This window comes from Proteus sp. TJ1640 (genome assembly GCF_003144445.1).
In the GTDB taxonomy this organism is placed as follows: Bacteria; Pseudomonadota; Gammaproteobacteria; order Enterobacterales; family Enterobacteriaceae; genus Proteus; species Proteus penneri.
Map to the genome: position 1 here is coordinate 70,610 of NZ_PENY01000037.1, position 21,806 is coordinate 92,415.

The window sequence follows — 21,806 nt, forward strand, 5'->3', positions numbered from 1 at the left end:
AACACAAGCTCACAATGAGTGAAGGAAATAGAAAGTAAAAAGTATGTGTTTTGTTATAAGAGCATTGTAAAAATTACTGAAGACGGCACCTATTGTGGTTTACCACATACCCTGTGCGAACTTGATCCAAAACAATATTTAACATTAGATATTTATGACGATAAAACAGACAATTGGGAAAAAACATGCAGTTACCATCGGGTTATTACTGCTCTTTTTTATCCTTCCTTTACAAGCCACAGCAAAAGAGTGGACGATCGGCGTTTTAGCACTACGAGGAGATGCATCAACTCAAAGGCATTGGCACCCACTTGTTGATACATTGAATAAACATCTCCCAACAGAAAACTTTGTATTAGTTCCTTTAAATCTTGAAGAAATGAAATTAGCGGTAGCGAAAAAAAACGTTGATTTCTTACTAACAAATCCTGCGCAATTTATTCAATTAGATAATGCATTTCCGTTACGTTGGCTGCTCTCATTACACTCCGGCTATGAGCCTGATAACACAACAAGAAATGTCATTGGTAGCCTAATTTTAGTCCGTAACGATAGTCCAATTACTTCTGTTAACGAGCTAATAGGAAAACGTGTCGGAGCCATTGCACCAGATGCGTTTGGTGGATACCTTTTAGGTTATAAAGCGCTACAAGAGCAAGGGATTGATCCTGATAAAGATTTCACATTACGCTTCACCGGTTTCCCTGCTGATGCTTTGCTTTACCTTTTACGAGATGAAGATATTAATGCCGCAATTATCCCCGTCTGTTTGTTGGAAAATATGGATAGTGAGGGATTAATAAAAAAAAGTGATTATCGGCCAGTGATCACCTACCAAACCAACACACCTTGTTTAACTAGTACACCGCTCTACCCTAATTGGTCATTTGCTGCACTAGATACCGTTCCTGATGAGTTAGTTGATAAAGTCACACGAATTTTACTCACGGAGGATAGTAAACCGATGAAATGGGGGGCTCCTGCATCACATACCCAAGTTGAGACACTATTAAGAGAAGTAAATCAGCACCCTCGACAAAGACAACTCTGGCAAGATGCACAAAGTTGGGCGATTCAACACCGATTTATTATTGGTCTTTCATTAGCCGCTATCCTTTTTCTCATACTAAATCAAGTCTGGGTCAGTTATTTAGTGAGACGTCGTAGTCGCCAATTGGAACATGCACACAATCGATTAAGACAGCAAAAAGAAGAGTTAGAACACGCTCAACGCTTAAACATATTGGGAGAAATGGCTTCAGGGTTTGCTCATGAGCTTAATCAGCCACTTTCTGCTATAAAAAGCTATGCACAAGGAAGCGTTATTCGCCTTAAAAAAGAGAATGAATCGCACCCATTGCTACCTGCATTGCAACAAATAGATAAACAAGCACAACGCGGTGCTGATATCATTAGAAATCTACGTTTATGGGTTGGAAAACAAACACCTAATACCGATACAATTTCGCTTTCTCATCAAAATATTGCGGGATGTATCCAACATATCTGGAAGCTTTTACGCGTAGAAGAGAAATACCCACAGGTTTCACTGGTCACCCATATTGATGAACATGATACCTTGTATTTACCTGAAACATTATTAGAGCAAATTTTATCGAATTTAATCACTAATAGTCTCCAAGCTGGCACTAAAGTACTAAAAATTAGCACCCATAAGGCGCCTGATCGGCTGCTTATCGTTATTGAAGATGATGCTGGTGGAATGACCTACAGCCAACTTGAACAGCCCTTTGCCCCATTCCAAACAACAAAAATGGAAGGTCTTGGACTAGGTTTAGTCATTTGTCAACGTTTATTACTTTCTCAAGGCGCTGATATTCATATTGAAAATCAAAATAATGAGCAAAATAAAATTGGATTAAAAATCACCCTTATTTTCCCTAACAAAAATAAATAATGGAGAAAAAATGCCAACTATTCATCTTGTTGATGATGATCTTGCTGTCACTGATGCGTGTCAGTTTTTATTAGAAAGTTTAGGTTACTCTGCCCATGTCTGGAATGATAGCGAGTTTTTTATTAACAACGTCAATCTTTATCAACAAGGCGTTGTATTATTAGATATGAGGATGCCAAAACCTGACGGTAGACAAGTCCACCAGCATTTAATTGATAAACACAGTACACTTTCTGTCATTTTTTTAACCGGACATGGTGATATTCCTATGGCCGTTGAGGAGATCAAAAAAGGCGCTATTGATTTTTTACAAAAACCCGTTGATAGCAATGCACTGTTATCTGCCTTAGATGCCGCATTTATTGAAACAAATACCCGTTTTACCGCACATGATATTCGTCGCCGTTATGCTTCATTAACGCCAAGAGAAAAAGACATTGCCTATTATGTCATTCAAGGATTAATGAATCGTGAAATTGCAGAAGTGGCTTGTGTTTCCATCAGAACAGTCGAAGTACATCGTGCAAAAGTGATGGATAAAATGGCAGCTAAAAATATCGCTGAGCTAGTTACAGCGCTACAAGGTATCGAAATAGTTTCACCTAATTTATGACAAAATTTCTTATCTGCACTAAAAAATGTCACAATATAAAATATTCATTGGAAAAAGAGTAAATAGATAGGCTTATGATAAAGTCACCTCCATTTAAAAAATCATTTTTGCAACCTAAATATTGGCTGACTTGGTTTGGGATCGGATTACTTTATATTCTGGTTCTGCTCCCTTATCCTGTTATTTATTGGTTAGGCACGCGTTTAGGACGTCTTTCAAAGTTTTTTTTAAAAAAACGAGTCCAAATAGCAGAACGTAATCTCGAACTCTGTTTTCCACAAATGCCTAAGAGTGAACGCGAAGCCTTAGTGAATAAAAACTTCGAATCTGTGGGTATGGGATTATTTGAAACAGGTATGGCTTGGTTTTGGCCTGATTGGCGTGTAAAACGCTGGGTTAAAGTCAGTGGCAGAGAGAATATTCAAAAAGTACAAGAAACAGGTCAAGGTATTATTGTTGTTGGGATCCACTTTCTAACTTTAGAATTAGGCGCTCGTATTTTTGGTATGTTAAATCCCGGTATTGGTGTTTATCGCCCAAATGACAATCCAGTTATGGATTGGCTACAAACTTGGGGTCGATTACGCTCCAATAAATTTATGCTTGATAGAAAAGATCTAAAAGGAATGATCCGCAACCTTAAAGCAGGTGAGATCCTTTGGTATGCCCCAGATCATGACTATGGCCCACGTAAAAGTGTTTTTGTTCCATTATTTGCTGTTGATAAAGCAGCGACAACAACAGGCACCTATATTCTAGCAAAAACGGGAAACCCGGCTTTAATTCCATTTACTCCTAAGCGATTACCCGAAGCCAAAGGATATGAGTTGATTATTTCACCGGCAGTAGCAAATTTCCCACTTGATAGCGAAGAAAATGCCGCGAATGCCATGAATAAAGTAATAGAGCAAGAAATCTTACGCGCTCCTGACCAATATATGTGGTTACATCGTCGCTTTAAAACTCGCCCAGAAGGTGACGCTTCTTTATATAACGAAATAAAGAAAGTACACTAATCACAACGTGGCTGTTTTATTCTAAAGCAGCCACTTTTTAATATGACAACACGCTGAAACAACAATAATAAAATCAACAACAGCACAAGCTGTAAACTCCTGCAAAAACACATTATAAGAGCAAGACCTATCGCACTTATTCTGTATCATGGCTATATTCTTATTCACTATAAATAAGAAGACCGATGCGTTGTCACAATATTCAACGTCACCACGGTTATGTTCAGCCTATTTTCTTGGTTTACTCTCTCGTTCTCGGCTAAAGGAGTAACATGGATCTCAAGCCCCGAAATAATTCTTGGAAACGTAATCTTTATATTGTCTGGTTTGGTTGTTTTCTAACTGGCGCAGGTTTTAGTTTAATTATGCCTTTTCTTCCTTTATATGTTGAAGAATTAGGTATAACCGATCATGAAGAGCTTAATCTTTGGACGGGTGTTGCATTTAGTATTACCTTCCTTTTTTCTGCCATTGCAGCGCCTTTTTGGGGGAAATTATCGGATAGAAAAGGTCGAAAATTAATGCTGTTACGTTCTGCCCTTGGTATGGCGATTGTAATGGTATTAATCGGATTTGCTCAAAATATATGGCAATTATTAGTACTGCGAGCCTTGCTTGGTATATTAGGTGGCTTTGTTCCGAATGCAAATGCGTTAATTGCAACCCAAGTTCCGGTTAAAAAAAGCGGCTGGGCATTAGGTACACTTTCTACAGGCGCAGTGAGTGGCGCATTAATAGGCCCTTTAATTGGTGGTATGCTTGCCGATCTCTACGGTTTACGACCTGTCTTCTTTATTACTTCAGCGGTTTTATTTATTTGCTTTTTAGTCACCCTCTTTTTCGTGAGTGAAAACTTCACGCCTGTTTCTAAAAAAGACGCACTAACCACAAAACAGGTCTTTTCATCACTTAAAAATAAAAGGCTCGTTGTATGCCTGTTTTTCACCACAATGATTATTCAAATAGCAACAGGCTCTGTTACACCTATTTTGACACTTTATATTCGTGAATTAACAGGTTCAGTCAGCAATCTTGCCTTTATCAGTGGTGTTGTCGCCTCCGTACCTGGTATTGCGGCTCTGATCAGCGCACCTCGTTTTGGTAAGCTAGGTGACCGAATTGGCCCTGATAAAGTCCTTATTTTTACCCTCGGGCTCTCTATTTTTATGCTGATTCCAATGGCATTGGTCAGTAATTATTGGGAACTTGGTGCATTACGATTTTTACTTGGTGCGGTCAATGCAGCTATGTTACCTGCCGTACAAACGCTTATTCTCTATAATATTACCCCAGCTATTGCAGGTCGCATTTTTAGTTATAACCAAGCACTAAGAGATGTTGGAAATGTTACAGGTCCGTTAATGGGTGCTTTTGTTGCTGCAAGCTATGGATTTAGAGCTGTTTTTTATTTCACCGCAGCCGTTGTCTTTTTTAATCTCATTTATTCTTGGTTAAGCTTTAGAACGCCACAAAAAAAGTAGTCAAAAAATCTACAAATCAGATCAGTTAATAGTTTTTTTTCTTCAAAAAATTATACTTTTACATTTAAAGGCCTAATTGTTATTTTTTTTATTCTGTTTTTTGTAATTTGTTGTTTATTAAGAATATTCTCAACACCTATTTGTTAAGACCTCTAAAATCTTCTTGTCCTCTTTTTTCAAAAAATTGCAAGGTTAACTATTGCAAAATGAGATTTTTATCGACTTTTGCACCAAAAAATGGTTTATAAAGTATTAAATATACTTTTAGTCACTAAATTGCGACAAAAGTATGTTAAAAATATATTAATTAAATGCAGTGGATATTGATAACAGAATGAAATAATTTTGTTCAACCACTAGCTAATATTTTGTTCTTTTTACTTGCAAACGACCTGTAGAGGTTTTTTTTGGGAATTTAAGATGCAATCTACTCACTCAAAATCTAGCCGAACTTTCTTTGGCCACCCATATCCATTAAGCTCTCTTTTCTTCACCGAAATGTGGGAACGCTTTTCTTTCTATGGTATTCGCCCATTATTAATTCTATTTATGGCGGCAACCGTTTATGAGGGTGGCATGGAAATCCCCAGAGAGCAGGCATCTGCTATTGTGGGTATTTTCGCAGGCGGTGTTTATTTAACCTCGTTACCTGGAGGTTGGCTAGCTGATAACTGGTTAGGTCAACGCCTAGCTGTATGGTATGGCTCTATCTTTATCGCGTTAGGGCACTTATCCATCGCACTTTCAGCGTTTTGGTCACAAAATCTGTTCTTTATCGGTTTATTACTGATTGTATTGGGTACAGGACTATTTAAAACCTGCGTAACTGTGATGGTAGGAACCTTATATAAAAAGGATGATACTCGCCGTGATGGTGGATTCTCCTTATTTTATATGGGTATCAATATGGGTTCATTTATTGCACCACTCATCACCGGTTTCTTAGTGCGTGATTATGGCTGGCATTGGGGCTTTGGTATCGGTGGGATTGGTATGCTTGTTGCGTTACTGATTTTCCGCTTTTACGCAGTACCGACCATGCGTCGCTTTGATAGCGAAGTGGGTTTAGATTCAAGCTGGGATCGCCCAACGGTTGTTCGTCGTAATGTCGGTCAATGGATTTTAGCGTTATCTGTCGTTCTTATGGCAATTGTTGGCTTTATCATTTCTGGTGTTATTCCTTTTAACCCAGTTGTTGTGGCTAACTTTATGGTTTATGTGATTTCCGGTAGTGTTATCGCCTATTTTATCTATTTATTCCTATTTGCTGGATTAAGCAGTAGTGACCGTTCTCGCTTATTTGTTTGTTTCCTATTACTGGTTTCAGCAGCCCTTTTCTGGTCTGCATTCGAACAAAAACCGACATCATTTAACTTATTTGCCAACGACTATACTGACTTAAACTTTATGGGTTTTGAGATCCCAGCAGTTTGGTTCCAATCTGTTAATGCCCTGTTTATTATTATTCTTGCGCCTGTATTTAGCTGGTTATGGCCAATGATGGCACGTAAGAATATGAATTTAAGCAGTATGACTAAATTTGTGATTGGTATTTTATTTGCAGCGGGTGGCTTTACCGTCATGATGTTTGCATCTGAAAGTGTTATTGCAACAGGACAAGGCGTTTCACCACTTTGGTTAATTGGCAGTATCTTATTACTAACATTGGGTGAATTGTGCTTAAGTCCCATTGGTCTTGCTACAATGACTATTTTAGCTCCAGCTAAAATGCGTGGTCAGGTCATGGGATTATGGTTCTGTGCAAGCGCATTAGGTAATTTAGCTGCTGGTTTAATGGGGGGAAATATTCGTCCAGACAAATTGGATGTGATGCCTGATTTCTTTTCTCATGTTTCTATCGCTCTGGTTATTTGTGCCGTTGTTCTTGCTGCACTGATTATTCCAGTTCGTAAGATTTTACAAAGCGCAGATAGCAAAGAGAAAGCACAAGCTTAATTTCACTTGTTCGTTATTGAAGCCATGTCTAATTAGTTAGGCATGGCTTTTTACTGTTATATCCTACAATTTAAACACTGTTTTTAAGTATTGCACCTAATATTTAAAACACTTAATCTCATTACTTTCTATTTGTTGATAGTTTATCACTAAGGTAATGCGATGACTGTTCTTCCTATTTATTATGTTAATGCTTTTTCCTCTCTACCTTTTTCAGGAAATCCCGCGGCTGTCGTTTTATTAGAAGAATGGTTGCCTGATAACACCTTAATTACACTTGCTAGTGAGATTAATTTACCTGAAACCGCTTTTTTAGTTGGCAACCATATTCGTTGGTTTACACCTAAAATTGAAGTTCCCCTTTGTGGACACGCAACATTGGCCACTGCTTTTGTACTAAAAACGATAAAACAGTCCCCTGATGATCTCTTTAAATTCCAATCTCTTTCGGGTGAACTCACTGTTTCTTGTCAACGCTCTCTCTTTACACTCAATTTCCCAGCCATACCCGCGACGTTGAATAACGGTATAAAATCAGCGATTGAAGAAAAATTAGCATTACAAATAGATGAAGTTTGGCAAGCGCGTGATCGTTATGTTTGCTTTTTATCTGATCCTGAAACAGTGATTAATTATCAACCTGATTTCTCTCAAATCGCACAGTTAGATTTACCTGGCGTGATTATCACAGCTAAAGGCCACTCTCCTTTTGATTTTATTTCTCGTTTCTTTGCTCCCGTAAAAGGGGTAAATGAAGATCCCGTTACTGGTACGTCTCACTGTGTATTAGCGCCAATTTGGAGTAATAAACTCAATAAAAAACAATTAAAAGCAAGGCAAGTTTCAAAACGAGGTGGAAATATCGACTGTGCACTAAAAGATAATCGTGTTTTACTGACAGGAGAGGCTGTACTCTTTTTAACTGGTGAAATAACCTTTTAATTATGAGCGGTATAATCAGCCCTTCATCTACTTTGCTTTCAATTTACTCTATTTTATACTGTGGGCAATTTCTCCCTACTGTATAAAAAGAAGGCTTTATTGTTATGTCCATCTCTGACTTATCTCCTGAACTACAAGATAAAATTAAAAATTCAATCACCCGTGTATCTAAAGTCATATTCCCTACTACGACTAATCACCACTCAACACTCTTTGGTGGCACAGCATTAGCTTGGATGGATGAAGTTTCATTTATTACCGCCACTCGTTTTAGCCGTAAACGCCTAGTGACAGTTTCAACTGAAAAAATAAATTTTAATCACCCTATTCCATCCGGGACGATTATTGAATTAGTAGGTGAAGTTATTCGTGTTGGGCGTACAAGTTTGACGGTAAATGTTTCTATTTTTCTTGAAGATATGTACGCAGAAGGTCGTGAAGAAGTGATCCACGGTCAGTTTAATTTTGTTGCAGTTGATCATGACGGAAAACCAACTCCATTATTCGATAAATAATATCTTATAGAGAGATTTGTCATATTTTTTATCTTTCTTAATTAAAAACTACACTATTTTATTAAGTTTTTTATTATTTTTAATAATAACAAAGTATTAATAACATTAATTTAGATGGATATTTTTCAATCAAAACAAAATAACCAATAAAATCAATAAATAATAAGATTACTAACATGTAAGGCAAGAGTTATCCACAATTAATGTGGATAACTGAATAAATCTAAAAAATCACAGAACACAGATTTTTGTTACCACAAATTCAATCTGACACAAAGTCAGTTTCCGTCCCACTATTGCACTTTCAGCAATAACAATATCCGTTGATTGTGAATACAATCGCCCCACTTCCAGCGCGAATTCAATAGTGGGTTCAATCAGTAATATCACCCCGACATCTTCAATATCAACAGGAAAATCTGCAAAAGTGCTAAGTTGTGCCACTTGTTTTATCTTATTTTTAGCAAGTTCTTGCGCTTTTTCCGTTGCTATTTGATTAACTCTTACTTGTTTTTCAAAAACACTACCACCAGAATGAAGATAGATCATAATTTACTCATTATAGAAAACAAAGGCTGTTATCTTTATTATTCAAATCGAAGGTATAAAAGCCAGTAGATAAATAAAAAAGAAACAGCCTTATCCCTAATTTTTCATTCTAGCGAATACAATACAAAAATGCTTTACCAGCCATAAGAAACACCGCCGCCGACAACACCGCGATCTTCTGTGTTCCATGAAGCAGAAACGCGAATAATGGCACTTTCTGTTATTTGATACTGGGCACCTGTTGCCAATGCATTCGCATCGCGATAATTACCCACTCCCACACCTAAACTAAATGTGTGATTAGTCACGTAAGGAATATTAGCCATCGCTGCGACAGAAGCAATGCCCGCACTTGCTCTTTTGTCTGCCTTATCAATTTTATTATCCATATTCTTAAGTGCAATATCATTATCAAGAAAGATATTTTTAAATTTATTATTGGTGTATTCATTTGCGATAGAGATAGAATCATTTTTTGATTTTTCAATATATTCCTTCAACGATTCATCTCTTTCATTAATTATCGTGTTAGTCACATAAATATACTCATTTCCTTTTTGGGTGACATAATTTTGATGCTCCTTGGTTAATTTCGCATTATTTTTTCCAATCAGCCCTTCCACACCTGATGCTATTTTACTGATTTCAATATCTGTATAACTGTTAGCATTTTTTTCTGATGCATTAACCTTTCGAGTTGTTAAAAAAGTCATTTCATCTTTAATATTATCAACATGTTTAACTATTTTTTTATCATGTTCATTCACTTTAAAATCAGTGTATTCTTTACTCTTACTTTCAGATTCAGCAACTCTAGTATTTATGTTTTTTTCGATTCCTTCTTTCATATTATTAACTTTATTATTAGTATAATTTTCAGCATCTGCCTTTACATCAGATAACCTGTCTTCATTATAAAGATAAATTTCATTTTTAACTTCATTGATATAACTAACTGTATTATCTTGGTGTTCTTTGATTTTATTGTCAGTATATTGATTTGACTTTTTTTCTGCACTTTCAGCAAATGCTTTAGCCTTTAATTCACTTTCTTTTAAGACTGTTTCATTTCCTTTTATAATATTTTCTGCTATTACTTTATTATTTTCATTTATCTGTTGAGTTGTTACTTCAATAACTGTATTTTTTTCTTGCTCTATTTTATTGTAAATAGAGGAATTATTGTCATTAATACGCTCATCTGTCTCAATAAGAATATTATCTTTTTCTTTCCTTAATTGAGAAATATTAACCGCATCGGTATCTTCAGTTCCTGCGGCAACATTAATAATTTGTCTCTGATTTTTATCACTGCCGATTGATAATGTATTATTACGATTATTACTACTGTTATCACCTAATATAATCGCATTACTTGCTGATCCGGAAGATTTGCTACCAATAATAACTGAATTATCTGCATTATCAGAAAGGTGGCTACCACTACCCAAAATAACACCATTTTCAGCATTATTTATTGCCCCTCTCCCTATACTAATCGAATCTTTATTTTCACTATAAGCTTGCGTTCCAATAGAAAGAGAACCTTCGCCGATAGCCATAGCACCACTTCCCAATGACATCGCATTATCACCAATAGCTGTACTTTTATGACCTATTGCAGTCGCATTTTCGCCTTCGGCTCCTGCATTAGCACCAATTGCCGTTGATTGATCAGAATGTGCCCACGTATTGTATCCAACTGCTGTAGATTCATTACCATCGGCTCTACTATTTACACCTAATAAGGTCGTATTATTTGCATAAGATAAAGGTGATGATAATAATGAAATAACTAATAGTTTCACCTTAAAATATTTATTTTTAATCATATCCACATCACTCCATAATTAATTAACTCATATATAGAGTAATATGTATTTTATTTTTTACACATTATATATATTATAAAATAAACTAATAATAAATTGAAACTCTATTAATTAAAGATAATAACATCACAATACAATTAACTTTATTATAAATAAAAAGTCTCTACTTAACTTATATTTAAATAATAATCAATAACTAAAGAATATTGATAAAAAAAGGAAATAAAATTCAAATAAATTTATTCGCTATTTACAAAGAATAAAAAATTTTTACTTTTGAGATAATGATCAAATAAAGGATATCTCTAATCTAGAAATAATAATGCCATTTATTAAACGAAACACTAAGTAAACCCCCTAAACTTATTTCTGTTTAGGGGGTTAGCATTATTCAATAAATTGTGCTTCTGCGATTAATAATTTATCAATTGATGATTGGCATAAAAGAGGTCTAAGTGTTTCAAATTTCTTTTCCGACCATTGGTAAATCTTTAAAGATAAAAGTTGCTCAATAACCTTTGGCTCAAAACGATATTTAAGGTGTCGAGCGGGTATCCCTCCCACAATGCTATAAGGCTCAACATTTTTGGAAACAACACTATTAGCCGCAACAATAGCACCTTCTCCAATCGTCACACCGGGCATTATCATTGCACGCATTCCTATCCATACACCATCATGAATATGAGTATCACCTTTACCAATATAGGCTTCTTCAAGCTTATCCATAAAAGGATAGAGTGAAAACCAATCCATACGGTGAGTATGATTTCCACCCATTAATATGACTGCCTGTGCGCCAATACAGACATAATCACCAACATATAATTTATCAATTTCCCACAATGGCTCCCATTGCAGGCTAACTTCATCACCATAAAGATAACGAACAACAGAAGTTTCAAAACCATCATCCCAACAATCACTGTAATAACTGTGTTGCCCTTTAATGATAATGTTTTGATTTTTAACTGTTTCGTGCAGATATTCTACACGTGACCAATGTTTATTTTTCATAATATGACTCGTAATAAATTAATGAGCCATCAAAGAATGCTTAATTCTCTGATGATGTGTTCGCATTCAAAACACACCGTCTTAGGCAATCCTTGGTTGAAGCAATAAAGGATTCTTTTTCATCTTGTTTACGACCTATTTTTACAACGCAATCCGATTATGCTTGCAGTTTATCCGCACCATCATAAAGGTTATTAAAGAAAAAGCCACGGATACCCTTAATAACCCTCTGTTATTTCCCGTGGCTTAATATCACTATTTAAAAAAGTCTTTGCTACCATGAGGCGCACAACGTAAGTATTGAGGCGCTACTTTGATGGTTTGTTTGAGTTTTTCTGCCGCATGCCAAGGCCAGCGAGGATCATAAAGAATACCTCGACCCAAAGCGATAAAGTCAGCTTGCTCTGTAAGCAAAATGGCTTCGGCCTGTTCTGGCTCGGTAATTAGACCAACAGTAATAACAGGTAGTTGCGTTTCATTATAAATTGCTTGGGCAAAAGGTACTTGGTAATTAGGACCCAGTTTAATTTCTTGTTTTTCTGATAATCCACCAGAAGAAACATGAATATAATCACAACCTAATTCTTCAAGATATTGTGTTAACGCAATCGCACTTTCTAAGTCCCAACCACCTTCAACCCAATCAGTCGCAGAAATTCTGATACCGACACAGACATTATCAGAAACTGCATTTTTCACAGCCACAAAGATATCCACCAATAACCGACTACGATTATTGAAATCGCCACCGTATTGATCCGTTCTGTGATTTGATAATGGAGATAAGAATTCATGCAATAAATACCCATGAGCACCGTGGATCTCAATAACATCAAATCCTGCTGACTCAGCTCTTCTCGCAGCATCAACAAAAGCTTGTTTTATTTCTTCAATTTCATCAATATCCAGAGCATGAGGTTGGTGATTATTTCCAAAAGGAATTTCTGAAGGTGCAACTTTTTGCCATCCATTAGGAGATCCTGGCGCTAATGATGCTCCGCCATTCCAAGGTAAATCGGTCGATGCTTTACGTCCTGCATGTGCAATCTGTATACCCATTTTTGCAGGTGAATATTGCTTAATATTATCAACAAGTTTTTTTAATTCATTGCCATGTTGATCAGACCAAATGCCTAAATCTTTATAACTAATACGACCTCTTGGCTCAACCGCAGTTGCTTCAACAATCACTAGCGATGCACCAGATAGTGCTAGTTGCCCATAATGAATAGTGTGCCATGCTGTCGGGTAACCTTCTTGTGCTGAATATTGGCACATAGGTGCAACGATAATACGGTTATCTAACTGATGGGGGCCTAGTTTTTTAGGGGAGAACAACAAACTCATTTAAAGCCTCCTGCTACCAATAAGAATTTATGCAAAGAAAAATATCTTCACACTTGTATATACTATTTAAATATACAAGTTTAAGGCTATCGGATCTTATGCATTTAGGCGATGGTTTACTTCACATTGTGAAAAACAAAAAGATCAGCATCAATTGCTGATCTCTTTGTTAATTAATCATTAGATTTGGACGGTTTCACCAATAAGTAAAAATAGGAAAACACAAATTTCCGTTTATTATCAGAAAGATAAAACAATAATTATTGACGACACAATATATATATTAATGCCAGAAAGTTATTGGCTATTTTAACATTGAGCTAATGGTATGTTATTGGTGGTGTCATTAAATTTGCCATTTAACTTAATATTGTGGGATAACTCACTTTGTAAGTAGTAACATCATGTGAAATGCTCCCAGAGGGTTGGGAGCATTTCTGACACAGAATGATTTAATTTATACTAAATAACACCATCTAATTTCATATAAATTCCTTTTATTAAAAATTAAATTCCTTTTCAAGTAGTTAATATTTATTACAAGAGTATAGATGAATCAAATAAATAGTTTAAATCTAATAAAATGTTGTACAACAGGGATATATTAAAACAACTATTTATTTTTAATAAAAGAATAAGATATCAATTTGATAGCTATATTATTCAATGAAATCAATATTTTATATTTATATTATTTTAAAAATGAAACCTTATTTATTGAATATCGTTTTATAATAGATTTCACTTTTAAATCTAAAGTAGTTTAAATAAAGTATTTAAGTTACTTTAGCATAATAAGACGAGATATTTATTATTCACATTAGTGTTTATTACACAGATTCTATCTAAATACATCTTTAATATTAAATGCCTTAACACGATAAACATGAAATAAGTAGTATACTTACCTGGATCTGTTTCTAAAAATTCCAGTCATTCATTTTTAGTAAAACATATTAAATAAAAATTTATCTTATATTAAGAGTTCATTAATCAAATCTTGCTTTTCATTTTATTATATTGCTCAATTTTTATTTGGCTCTTATACTTTCTTAAGACAATTTTAGATAGGTATTATCATGAATATTTTATTGGTTGAAGACGATTTACAACTCGGTAAAGCACTTTGTCGCGGGCTTGAAATTGCTGGTTTTCATCCATGTTGGGTCAGATTGCTTGCAGATGCTCGTGTTCAATTAAGTCAGCGTCCTTTTGATTTAATGCTATTAGATTTAGGCCTACCTGATGGTGAGGGGCAGGATGAACTGATTGCACTTAGAAAAAATGGCGAGAAAATCCCGATTATCATTTTAACTGCCCGCACTCAAATTGATAATTTAGTACAAACATTAGATTCAGGTGCAGATGATTTCTTACCAAAGCCTTTTGCTATGCCAGAACTAATTTCTCGCGTAAAAGCGGTTAGTCGTAGAATGGCCGGTTTTTCTTCACAAATATGGTCTATTGGTGATCTACAACTTAATCCAGCAAACCATCAAGTCACTTTAAATGACGAATTGCTTTTATTATCAGGTAAAGAATATCAACTATTATATGAATTAATGCGTAATACTGACAACGTGGTGCGTAAATCAGAATTGGAACAACGTTTATTTGGTTTAGACGATAAAATTGAAAGCAATTCCCTTGAAGTGCATATGCATAATTTACGGAGAAAAATAGGTAAAGAACGTATTATCACGGTTCGTGGCGTAGGTTATTTATTAAAAAAAGAAACTAATTAAATGAAGATCCGCTCCTTCTTTATTTACACCATTGTCCTTCAGATTATCTCCATAGTTATGCTTTGGGGCGTTTGGTTAGCTTGGATACAATTTGATTATCTTGCTGAGTTCGAAGAGGTTTACAACAAACAGCAAGAAATTATTGCCAAAGGTTTTGCTAATACCTTAGAGATTGTGGCTGATCAACCTGAAGTTATCAAAGAAGTCGCTCATAATTTACAAGGTATGTATATCGATGCCATGCTTAATGGCGAAGAGGATGAACTACAATATCTACCATGGTTTATTGCCTTAGATGAAAATAATACGCTGATTTATACTAATCGCCCTGAGTTGCCGATCCCAACAAGAGTACTTTCATTAGCATCAGAAAAAGTGTCTGTCGCTGGTGAAAAATGGATACTTTCTTTTAGTTGGGGAGAAAAACATAAAATAAAAGTCTTTATTGGTGAATCAGTTGAAGACAGAGGCCATGTTATTGGTAACCCCGTTGAAGGCACCTTTATTCCTTTCTTATTTATTCTCGCAACTGTTATTTTTGCAATCTTAATTACCGCTTATTTTAGTTTACGACCTTTAAGACAAGCAGCTGAACTTATCTCCAATCGCAAACCGCGTAACTTAACACCAATTAATGTAAGCCAGCAATTTAAAGAAATTCGCCCTATCTTCAAAGAACTAAACCAATTAATGGCCAGAATTGACGCGGCCAATATTCGTGAAAAACAATTTATGGCAGATGCAGCTCATGAATTAAGAACACCAATAGCTGCAGTTATTGCTCAATTACACTTACTCTCTTTAGTCGATGATCAGCTGGAGCGAGAAGAAATTATTGATGATATGAAACAATCTCTTGATAGAGCAGCTGCTCTTTCTCATCAATTAATTGATTTAGCGCGACTAGAATGTGACAACTTCCCATTAAAAATAGAATCTCTTGATATCTATAACGTCATTGGAAATGCAATAGCACAACACGTTCCTTATGCGATTACTAAAAATATTGAGTTATCACTTAATGAAGGCCACGCTTTAACGATTAAAACCGATAAACAGGCTTTACTTTCTATATTTAATAATCTGCTTGATAATGCCATAAAATATTGCCCTAAAGGTAGCCAAGTTGAGATAACTATTGAGAATCGATACGTGGAAGGGATCCATGTTATTGTGCGTGATAATGGCCCTGGTGTCGCAAAAGAACATATCAATGCTCTATTTTCACGTTTTTATCGCGTTCCCGGCTCTAACGCAACAGGCAGCGGATTAGGTCTATCTATTGCACAAAATCTCGCTAATAAAATTCAAGCATCGCTAATTATTACTGAAGGATTAAATAATAAAGGGATTGGTTTTATTATTGTTTTACCTTTAGAAGTGAAATCATCAGATAATGATTAACAGAATAAATGATAAATTTACCGCACTGCTATATAACAATAAAAATCTGAAAGCAGTGCGATAAATTTGATAAAGAATATCTGTCTAGTCAATTATTTTTTAAGTGCTTTATCAAGGTAAATCTCTCGTAACCGTTGGGATAAATGCCCAACTGCACCCTGATTAATATCTTGATTATCGATTGAAATAACTGGCCAAATTAATGTAGTCGCTGAGCTAATAAAAGCTTCTTTGGCTTTTTTCGCCTCATCAAGTGTAAATCGGCGTTCTATTATTTTAAGCCCTTCTTCTTTCGCTAATTGAATAATCGCTTGGCGTGTAATACCTGGTAAAATATCCTGACTCAGTGGCCGTGTAATAATTTCATTATCATGATTAACAATAAAGAAATTACTTGAACTACCTTCTGTTATATAGCCTTCTTTAATTAAAATAGCATCATCAGCACCTTGTTGATGTGCTTGATGTTTGGCTAAACAAGCAGCTAATAGGGCAACGGTTTTTATATCACAACGTTGCCAACGAATATCTTCAACACTGATCACTGAAATCCCTTCTTTTGCATTAGGGTGATTAACCACTGTTGAATGTTGAACAAAAGCCACTATTGTGGAAGATACGGATGAAGGTGGAAAATCAAAAAAACGAGAGGAATCTGTACCTCGAGTTATTTGCAAATAAATAAGCCCTTCATGAAGATTATTTTTTTCGATAAGCTGATGATGAATATTAATTAATTGATCTTTAGTAATGGGAATCGATAAATCCAATTCTTTACATGATCGTTGTAATCGTTGGACATGCCCGCTAAAGTCGATTAGTTGACTATCGATAACCGCAGTAACCTCATAAACTGCATCTGCAAATAAAAAACCACGGTCAAAAACAGATACTTTAGCCTGTTCTCTAGGTACAAAGTGACCGTCTAAATACACTATATCAGACATTTTACCTCCGCTATAAATTTGATTTAACCTACCACTCTACTCTTTCAATTTTATATTTCAAAAATGATTTATCTACCTTCATACCTCTTTTAATTATATTTTTTTTTAAAGAAATCATGCTATATAAGCAAAAATTGCTATAATTTAGCTTATGTACCAAACATAAGGAAAAAGAGGTTGCTATGTTAGATATTAATAAAAATAATTTATCTCAACTAACAGGAAAACTAGTTAAAAAACAATGCACTTTAATGAACATTATTGCTGTATTAGGTTTAATTGCTGGTATTATCTGTATTATTAATCCGCTCTCTTCTGGTATCGTTATCAGCGTATTGTTAGGTATTATATTTATAGTCTGTGGTATCTCGACCATTTTTGGTGGCTTTAATACCCAAGTGTTTTCAGGTTGGTCAATACTGATTACATTATTAGCGGGTTTTATTTATCTTCTGCTCGGCTATATTTTTATTTCTGATCCATTGCAAGGAATGCTAAGTCTTGCTTTCTTTATTAGTTTTTTATTTATTTTTGCAGGAATATTTCGTTTAGTTATCGGTTTCAAACAAATTAAAGATAATTATTATGGCTGGTTTAATATTCTAGCGGGTATTTTAGATTTAGTTATCGCTTATTTCTTATTCGCATTTAATCTTGAAACATCTATCGCTTTAGTTATGGCGCTAATTGGTATACAGCTTATTTTAAGCTCAATCACTATTTTATCCATTACTGGTGCTATAAAACGAATGACGCACTAATCATCTTTTCAGCTAACAGTAGCTTTAAACGTAAAGAGCCACATAATGTGGCTCCTTAGTAGAAAAAATCTTCTTATGTTAAGCACAAGGTAAACGCAGAGATACCGTATACATATTTTCTCCACAAAGATAACAGTTTCCTGTTCTTTCAAATACCATCACCTGAATACCGAGATGCCCGACTTCAATATTAGGCAATGCATCTGCCAAAATACTCTCTAATGCAGGCTCAACAATTTCAACGATATTAATAGGATCGTTATTAAGTGTTGCATCGTGTAAGAAATCATCTAAACGAGGATCATCGGCGTAGATTTCAAGTGTAGAACGATACACTAGAGTTCTATCACTGCTATTTGCCCGAGAATAACCATTAAAGATGATGACTATTTTTTGGATATTCATTTTTGCTACGCGGTTTTTAATTTGCAAACATAAAGAAGGAACAAGCCTAATATTTACAGAGTTAAAATAGCGGTCACAAATTTGTGGAATAATGACACTAATACTAGGTTTAGGTGCAATATTTCTAATTTGTTTACTGCACTCCCCCGTTAAAGAGTTATCAACAATAATACGTTCACGTCGAGAAAAACAGACATTATCGAATATATCAACAGTAAAGAAAGAAATATAATGAATACCATTTGTTAATGACTGATTTTCTAATTTCACAGAAACGGCTGATTTATCAGTACATGGCAACATCTTAAGTTGGTCATTAAAATAAAACCCAACTTGGGTGCTTTCACTAATATCGCGACCTAAAATAAGATTCGCGTTAACGCAATAATTTTCGCTATGATAGCTGAGAATACCATTTAATGTTGCAGGCACTCTAGGAGAAGGCAATTTCTCCGTTGTCATTTCAACATAGTAATCTCTGGATTTAATTGGCTTCGTTGGATCTTCGCTATTTTCAGTTTCGGCATGGAATATAGCGATTTGTTTAGGTTCACTCTTTTTAAATTTCACTTTAAAATTTGCAATACCGTATTTGTTCGTTTTGCTAATATTACTTTGCTCGCCATCGGAATTATAAATTTCTGGCTCAACAGCTAATGTGCTATTCTCCACATCGTAAATTAATTTGACCTCTTTATTTTGACTATCCTCACCGTCTTCATCTTGAAGATGTACCACAAAACTTTTAGAAACACTTTCCCACTTACTTGGCCATTGCATAGATTCTGAACGTATTGTTAACAAGTCATCAAACTTCTCACAATTAGTCGCTATACAATCATTATTAGGATTAGGCTTTGGAGGAGTAACTCGAATTTGAATCGGTGTTGCATAATGAACAATGTTTTCATCATCTTCATCTTTTAAGATTAATTGTAATGATGCTACCCCACTTCGATTACCCATTAAAGAAATTTCTGTTTTGTTGTCATCCACTATCGTGATGTAGACATCTTTATTATTAGGTAGAATTAAAATCCCTTTCGGACTCGTACGCCATTCTGCCAAACGTAGATTAATCCCCGTGACAACCACCTCATACTTGATAACTCGGTTCATTTTAACTTCGTTATCAGTCTCATCTGGTAATGATTTGACTTGATTGAACTCAATCTTCACATCATCATCATCAGTAACAACTTGAGACTGCATATTATGAACGGGAGGCTGAAGAGCTAACTTGTCCTTCTCACCTTGTATGATTTTTTGCAAACGTTCTTCTTTTGTTTCGATATTCATTGAGTGATTTCCTTTCTTTTTCCGATTCCATTTTTAGCTTAAAGCAAAAAATTTGAGCGAAAATCACAATAGAAAAAAGTCAACTAAGCATTGTTGTTAGACGAAACAAAAAAATGTTTAATAAACAACAAGATAAAAAGCATTCCAATATAAACCCATTTATGGAAACAATAAAAACACCTTTAATATAAAAAATAATTTAAAATTTAAAATATTTTTGCATAAAGCTCTTGACTGTTATGGAAATGTGATTAAAATCAATCTTAGAAAATATTTGTGATATGAGTCACATTTTATTAATAGGATACTTAATATGAAATCAATGACTTCTTTTATTACTCATCTGCACCAAGTTGTTGTAAAATTATCATCAACTCGCTTACTGTAATTATTTGATTTAAAAATAAAATATAGTATAAAGCCAGAAATAGCACCCTCATCGTACAAAAGACTATTTCTGGCTTTTATTCACTCTACTACGCTTATTCACCCTTTCGTTTACCCTCGCATTTTTCGTAACAAAAAATTCACCTTATTGAACTAAGCTCTCTTTTCTATAATCTTAATATACAACCCGCATTAACTATGAGGATATTTTATGCAGCAGCAACTGCTTACATGGATACGTCAATTTAATGAAGAGTACGCCCAAGTTGCTTCTCTCCTACTCGTTTTAGCCATTATTTTTCTTGTCGCAATCATTCTTCATTTTATTTTGCACAGGTTAGTTTTACCTAAAATTTCCAAAGCGATAAGTCAGTACGATCAGAAATGGCAACTTTCTCTAGAAATAAATAAGTTATTTAGTCGGTTTGCTTTTTTAATCCAAGGTATTGTTGTTAATATCCAAGCGTTGGTGTGGATGGGATCGGGTAAAACCCAAGAAATTCTCACCACCAGTGCTCAAGCATGGTGCTTAATTTTTGGCTTGTTGATGCTTTTCTCTATTATGGATCTCTGTATGCAGATCATGAGAAATTCATCCTCATTTGGCCGATTACCATTAAAAGGTATTTTTCAAAGCTTAAAACTCGCCGCCTCAGTGCTGATTGGGATAATGATTATTTCCCTACTCATTGGCAAATCACCCCTTATTTTACTCAGTGGTTTAGGCGCCATGACGGCGGTATTAATGTTGGTGTTTAAAGATCCAATTATGGGATTAGTCGCCGGTATTCAATTATCTGCAAACAACATGATAAGTCTTGGTGACTGGCTAGAAATGCCTAAATATGGCGCTGATGGCGCTGTCATTGATATTAGTTTAACAACTGTCAAAGTGCGTAATTGGGATAATACGGTTACGACTATTCCAACTTATTCTCTGATTTCAGATTCCTTTAAAAACTGGCAAGCAATGACAAAATCAGGAGGACGTCGTATTAAAAGAAGTCTTGCTCTTGATATTAACAGCATCCATTTTTTAGATAAAAAACAAATTGATAATCTGGAAAAGGCCCACTTGTTAGCGCCTTATATAAAAAATAAGGAAAGTGAAATTAATCAATTCAATGCAACCTTGGGCAATGAATGTCAAACACCATTAAACCAACGAGGCATGACCAATATTGGAACCTTCCGTGCGTATGTTGAAGCTTATTTAAAAAACCATCCTAATGTTCATAAGCAAATGACGATTATGGTAAGACAATTAGCACCAACTTCGGATGGGCTACCCATTGAAATTTACGCCTTTACGAACACCACTGTTTGGGTTCAATACGAGGCAATTCAATCAGATATATTTGATCATATCTTTGCTATTTTGCCTCAATTCGGCTTAAGGGTTCACCAATCTCCAACCGGAAATGATGTAAGAGCACTCCGATTTCCTGTCGAAAATAATCCTCAATAAATCATTTTCGTATTAAGTAAAAAAGAAGAGTTATTCTTCTTTTTTACTTTTCTAATTAACAAATATTTTTAATCTCTTATTTTGTTATTATGTTAACAATCTTGTTTTTCTAGATATTTATGAAAATCGATATGTTATTTTTTACATATCGATTGATTGTTAAATCCTATTTAATTTATATTTCGTTTACCACTAAAGTGGTAT

The 21,806-nt window shown here is 34.9% G+C and carries 17 protein-coding genes; 11 read left to right on the plus strand and 6 right to left on the minus strand.

The features are described 5' to 3' along the window. The first annotated feature begins 154 nt into the window (after positions 1–154). The 7 genes from ttrS (at position 155) to DK861_RS16360 (ending at position 8,441) form a co-directional block, all read left to right on the plus strand. On the plus strand, positions 155–1,918 hold the full coding sequence (gene ttrS / locus DK861_RS16330) for a tetrathionate respiration histidine kinase TtrS (protein WP_109400769.1): 1,764 nt from the start codon (positions 155–157) through the stop codon (positions 1,916–1,918). Between the two features lie 10 nt (positions 1,919–1,928). Next, complete coding sequence (gene ttrR, locus DK861_RS16335) at positions 1,929–2,531, plus strand: tetrathionate respiration response regulator TtrR (RefSeq protein ID WP_109400770.1); 603 nt, start codon at positions 1,929–1,931, stop codon at positions 2,529–2,531. A gap of 74 nt (positions 2,532–2,605) precedes the next feature. Continuing rightward, positions 2,606–3,547, plus strand: a complete 942-nt coding sequence (locus DK861_RS16340) for a Kdo(2)-lipid IV(A) acyltransferase (protein ID WP_072063138.1) — start codon at positions 2,606–2,608, stop codon at positions 3,545–3,547. A 272-nt stretch (positions 3,548–3,819) separates the two neighbouring features. Continuing rightward, a complete protein-coding gene (gene mdtG / locus DK861_RS16345; RefSeq protein WP_072063139.1) occupies positions 3,820–5,028 on the plus strand; it encodes a multidrug efflux MFS transporter MdtG in 1,209 nt (402 codons plus the stop codon). A gap of 420 nt (positions 5,029–5,448) precedes the next feature. Further along, positions 5,449–6,984 (plus strand): peptide MFS transporter, encoded by a 1,536-nt coding sequence (locus DK861_RS16350; RefSeq protein ID WP_109400771.1) that lies wholly within the window; start codon positions 5,449–5,451, stop codon positions 6,982–6,984. Positions 6,985–7,146: 162 nt separating this feature from the next. Continuing rightward, complete coding sequence (locus DK861_RS16355; protein WP_109400772.1) at positions 7,147–7,926, plus strand: PhzF family phenazine biosynthesis isomerase; 780 nt, start codon at positions 7,147–7,149, stop codon at positions 7,924–7,926. Positions 7,927–8,030: 104 nt separating this feature from the next. After that, the gene (locus tag DK861_RS16360) at positions 8,031–8,441 is read left to right on the plus strand and encodes an acyl-CoA thioesterase (protein WP_006533237.1); all 411 of its coding nucleotides are present in this window, start codon (positions 8,031–8,033) and stop codon (positions 8,439–8,441) included. 231 nt (positions 8,442–8,672) lie between these two features. Here the strand turns inward: DK861_RS16360 and DK861_RS16365 are convergent, their stop codons facing one another. The 4 genes from DK861_RS16365 to DK861_RS16380 all read right to left on the minus strand — a co-directional run bounded on the left by DK861_RS16365 (position 8,673) and on the right by DK861_RS16380 (position 13,186). Further along, the gene (locus tag DK861_RS16365; RefSeq protein WP_109400773.1) at positions 8,673–8,990 is read right to left on the minus strand and encodes a hypothetical protein; all 318 of its coding nucleotides are present in this window, start codon (positions 8,988–8,990) and stop codon (positions 8,673–8,675) included. A gap of 134 nt (positions 8,991–9,124) precedes the next feature. Continuing rightward, positions 9,125–10,822, minus strand: coding sequence for a YadA-like family protein (locus tag DK861_RS16370; protein WP_109400774.1), 1,698 nt, complete (start codon positions 10,820–10,822; stop codon positions 9,125–9,127). A gap of 387 nt (positions 10,823–11,209) precedes the next feature. After that, positions 11,210–11,839, minus strand: coding sequence for a CatB-related O-acetyltransferase (locus tag DK861_RS16375; RefSeq protein ID WP_006533243.1), 630 nt, complete (start codon positions 11,837–11,839; stop codon positions 11,210–11,212). A gap of 255 nt (positions 11,840–12,094) precedes the next feature. Continuing rightward, positions 12,095–13,186, minus strand: coding sequence for an NADH:flavin oxidoreductase/NADH oxidase (locus tag DK861_RS16380; RefSeq protein WP_109400775.1), 1,092 nt, complete (start codon positions 13,184–13,186; stop codon positions 12,095–12,097). Between the two features lie 1,079 nt (positions 13,187–14,265). Here DK861_RS16380 and DK861_RS16385 point away from each other — a divergent pair. After that, positions 14,266–14,931: a response regulator transcription factor gene (locus DK861_RS16385; protein ID WP_109400776.1), complete on the plus strand. Its 666-nt coding sequence runs from the start codon at positions 14,266–14,268 to the stop codon at positions 14,929–14,931. After that, on the plus strand, positions 14,932–16,335 hold the full coding sequence (locus DK861_RS16390) for an ATP-binding protein (protein WP_109400777.1): 1,404 nt from the start codon (positions 14,932–14,934) through the stop codon (positions 16,333–16,335). Positions 16,336–16,427: 92 nt separating this feature from the next. Here the strand turns inward: DK861_RS16390 and DK861_RS16395 are convergent, their stop codons facing one another. Next, positions 16,428–17,282, minus strand: coding sequence for a D-amino-acid transaminase (locus tag DK861_RS16395; protein ID WP_109400778.1), 855 nt, complete (start codon positions 17,280–17,282; stop codon positions 16,428–16,430). Between the two features lie 182 nt (positions 17,283–17,464). On the opposite strand from DK861_RS16395, the gene DK861_RS16400 reads away from it, so the two are divergent. Continuing rightward, positions 17,465–18,043, plus strand: a complete 579-nt coding sequence (locus DK861_RS16400; protein WP_109400779.1) for an HdeD family acid-resistance protein — start codon at positions 17,465–17,467, stop codon at positions 18,041–18,043. A gap of 78 nt (positions 18,044–18,121) precedes the next feature. Here the strand turns inward: DK861_RS16400 and DK861_RS16405 are convergent, their stop codons facing one another. Further along, complete coding sequence (locus tag DK861_RS16405; RefSeq protein WP_109400780.1) at positions 18,122–19,747, minus strand: hypothetical protein; 1,626 nt, start codon at positions 19,745–19,747, stop codon at positions 18,122–18,124. A gap of 598 nt (positions 19,748–20,345) precedes the next feature. On the opposite strand from DK861_RS16405, the gene DK861_RS16410 reads away from it, so the two are divergent. Further along, positions 20,346–21,602 carry a mechanosensitive ion channel domain-containing protein gene (locus DK861_RS16410; protein ID WP_072063150.1) on the plus strand — a complete coding sequence of 419 codons (1,257 nt, stop codon included), beginning with the start codon at positions 20,346–20,348 and terminating at the stop codon, positions 21,600–21,602. Positions 21,603–21,806 lie beyond the last annotated feature (204 nt).

Excerpts from the sequence above, each read along its gene's own strand:
- ttrS (WP_109400769.1), top strand. The coding sequence starts at position 155 with ATGACGATAAAACAGACAATTGGGAAAAAACATGCAGTTACCATCGGG.
- ttrR (WP_109400770.1), top strand. The coding sequence starts at position 1,929 with ATGCCAACTATTCATCTTGTTGATGATGATCTTGCTGTCACTGATGCG.
- DK861_RS16340 (WP_072063138.1), top strand. The coding sequence starts at position 2,606 with ATGATAAAGTCACCTCCATTTAAAAAATCATTTTTGCAACCTAAATAT.
- mdtG (WP_072063139.1), top strand. The coding sequence starts at position 3,820 with ATGGATCTCAAGCCCCGAAATAATTCTTGGAAACGTAATCTTTATATT.
- DK861_RS16350 (WP_109400771.1), top strand. The coding sequence starts at position 5,449 with ATGCAATCTACTCACTCAAAATCTAGCCGAACTTTCTTTGGCCACCCA.
- DK861_RS16355 (WP_109400772.1), top strand. The coding sequence starts at position 7,147 with ATGACTGTTCTTCCTATTTATTATGTTAATGCTTTTTCCTCTCTACCT.
- DK861_RS16360 (WP_006533237.1), top strand. The coding sequence starts at position 8,031 with ATGTCCATCTCTGACTTATCTCCTGAACTACAAGATAAAATTAAAAAT.
- DK861_RS16365 (WP_109400773.1), bottom strand. The coding sequence starts at position 8,990 with ATGATCTATCTTCATTCTGGTGGTAGTGTTTTTGAAAAACAAGTAAGA.
- DK861_RS16370 (WP_109400774.1), bottom strand. The coding sequence starts at position 10,822 with ATGATTAAAAATAAATATTTTAAGGTGAAACTATTAGTTATTTCATTA.
- DK861_RS16375 (WP_006533243.1), bottom strand. The coding sequence starts at position 11,839 with ATGAAAAATAAACATTGGTCACGTGTAGAATATCTGCACGAAACAGTT.
- DK861_RS16380 (WP_109400775.1), bottom strand. The coding sequence starts at position 13,186 with ATGAGTTTGTTGTTCTCCCCTAAAAAACTAGGCCCCCATCAGTTAGAT.
- DK861_RS16385 (WP_109400776.1), top strand. The coding sequence starts at position 14,266 with ATGAATATTTTATTGGTTGAAGACGATTTACAACTCGGTAAAGCACTT.
- DK861_RS16390 (WP_109400777.1), top strand. The coding sequence starts at position 14,932 with ATGAAGATCCGCTCCTTCTTTATTTACACCATTGTCCTTCAGATTATC.
- DK861_RS16395 (WP_109400778.1), bottom strand. The coding sequence starts at position 17,282 with ATGTCTGATATAGTGTATTTAGACGGTCACTTTGTACCTAGAGAACAG.
- DK861_RS16400 (WP_109400779.1), top strand. The coding sequence starts at position 17,465 with ATGTTAGATATTAATAAAAATAATTTATCTCAACTAACAGGAAAACTA.
- DK861_RS16405 (WP_109400780.1), bottom strand. The coding sequence starts at position 19,747 with ATGAATATCGAAACAAAAGAAGAACGTTTGCAAAAAATCATACAAGGT.
- DK861_RS16410 (WP_072063150.1), top strand. The coding sequence starts at position 20,346 with ATGCAGCAGCAACTGCTTACATGGATACGTCAATTTAATGAAGAGTAC.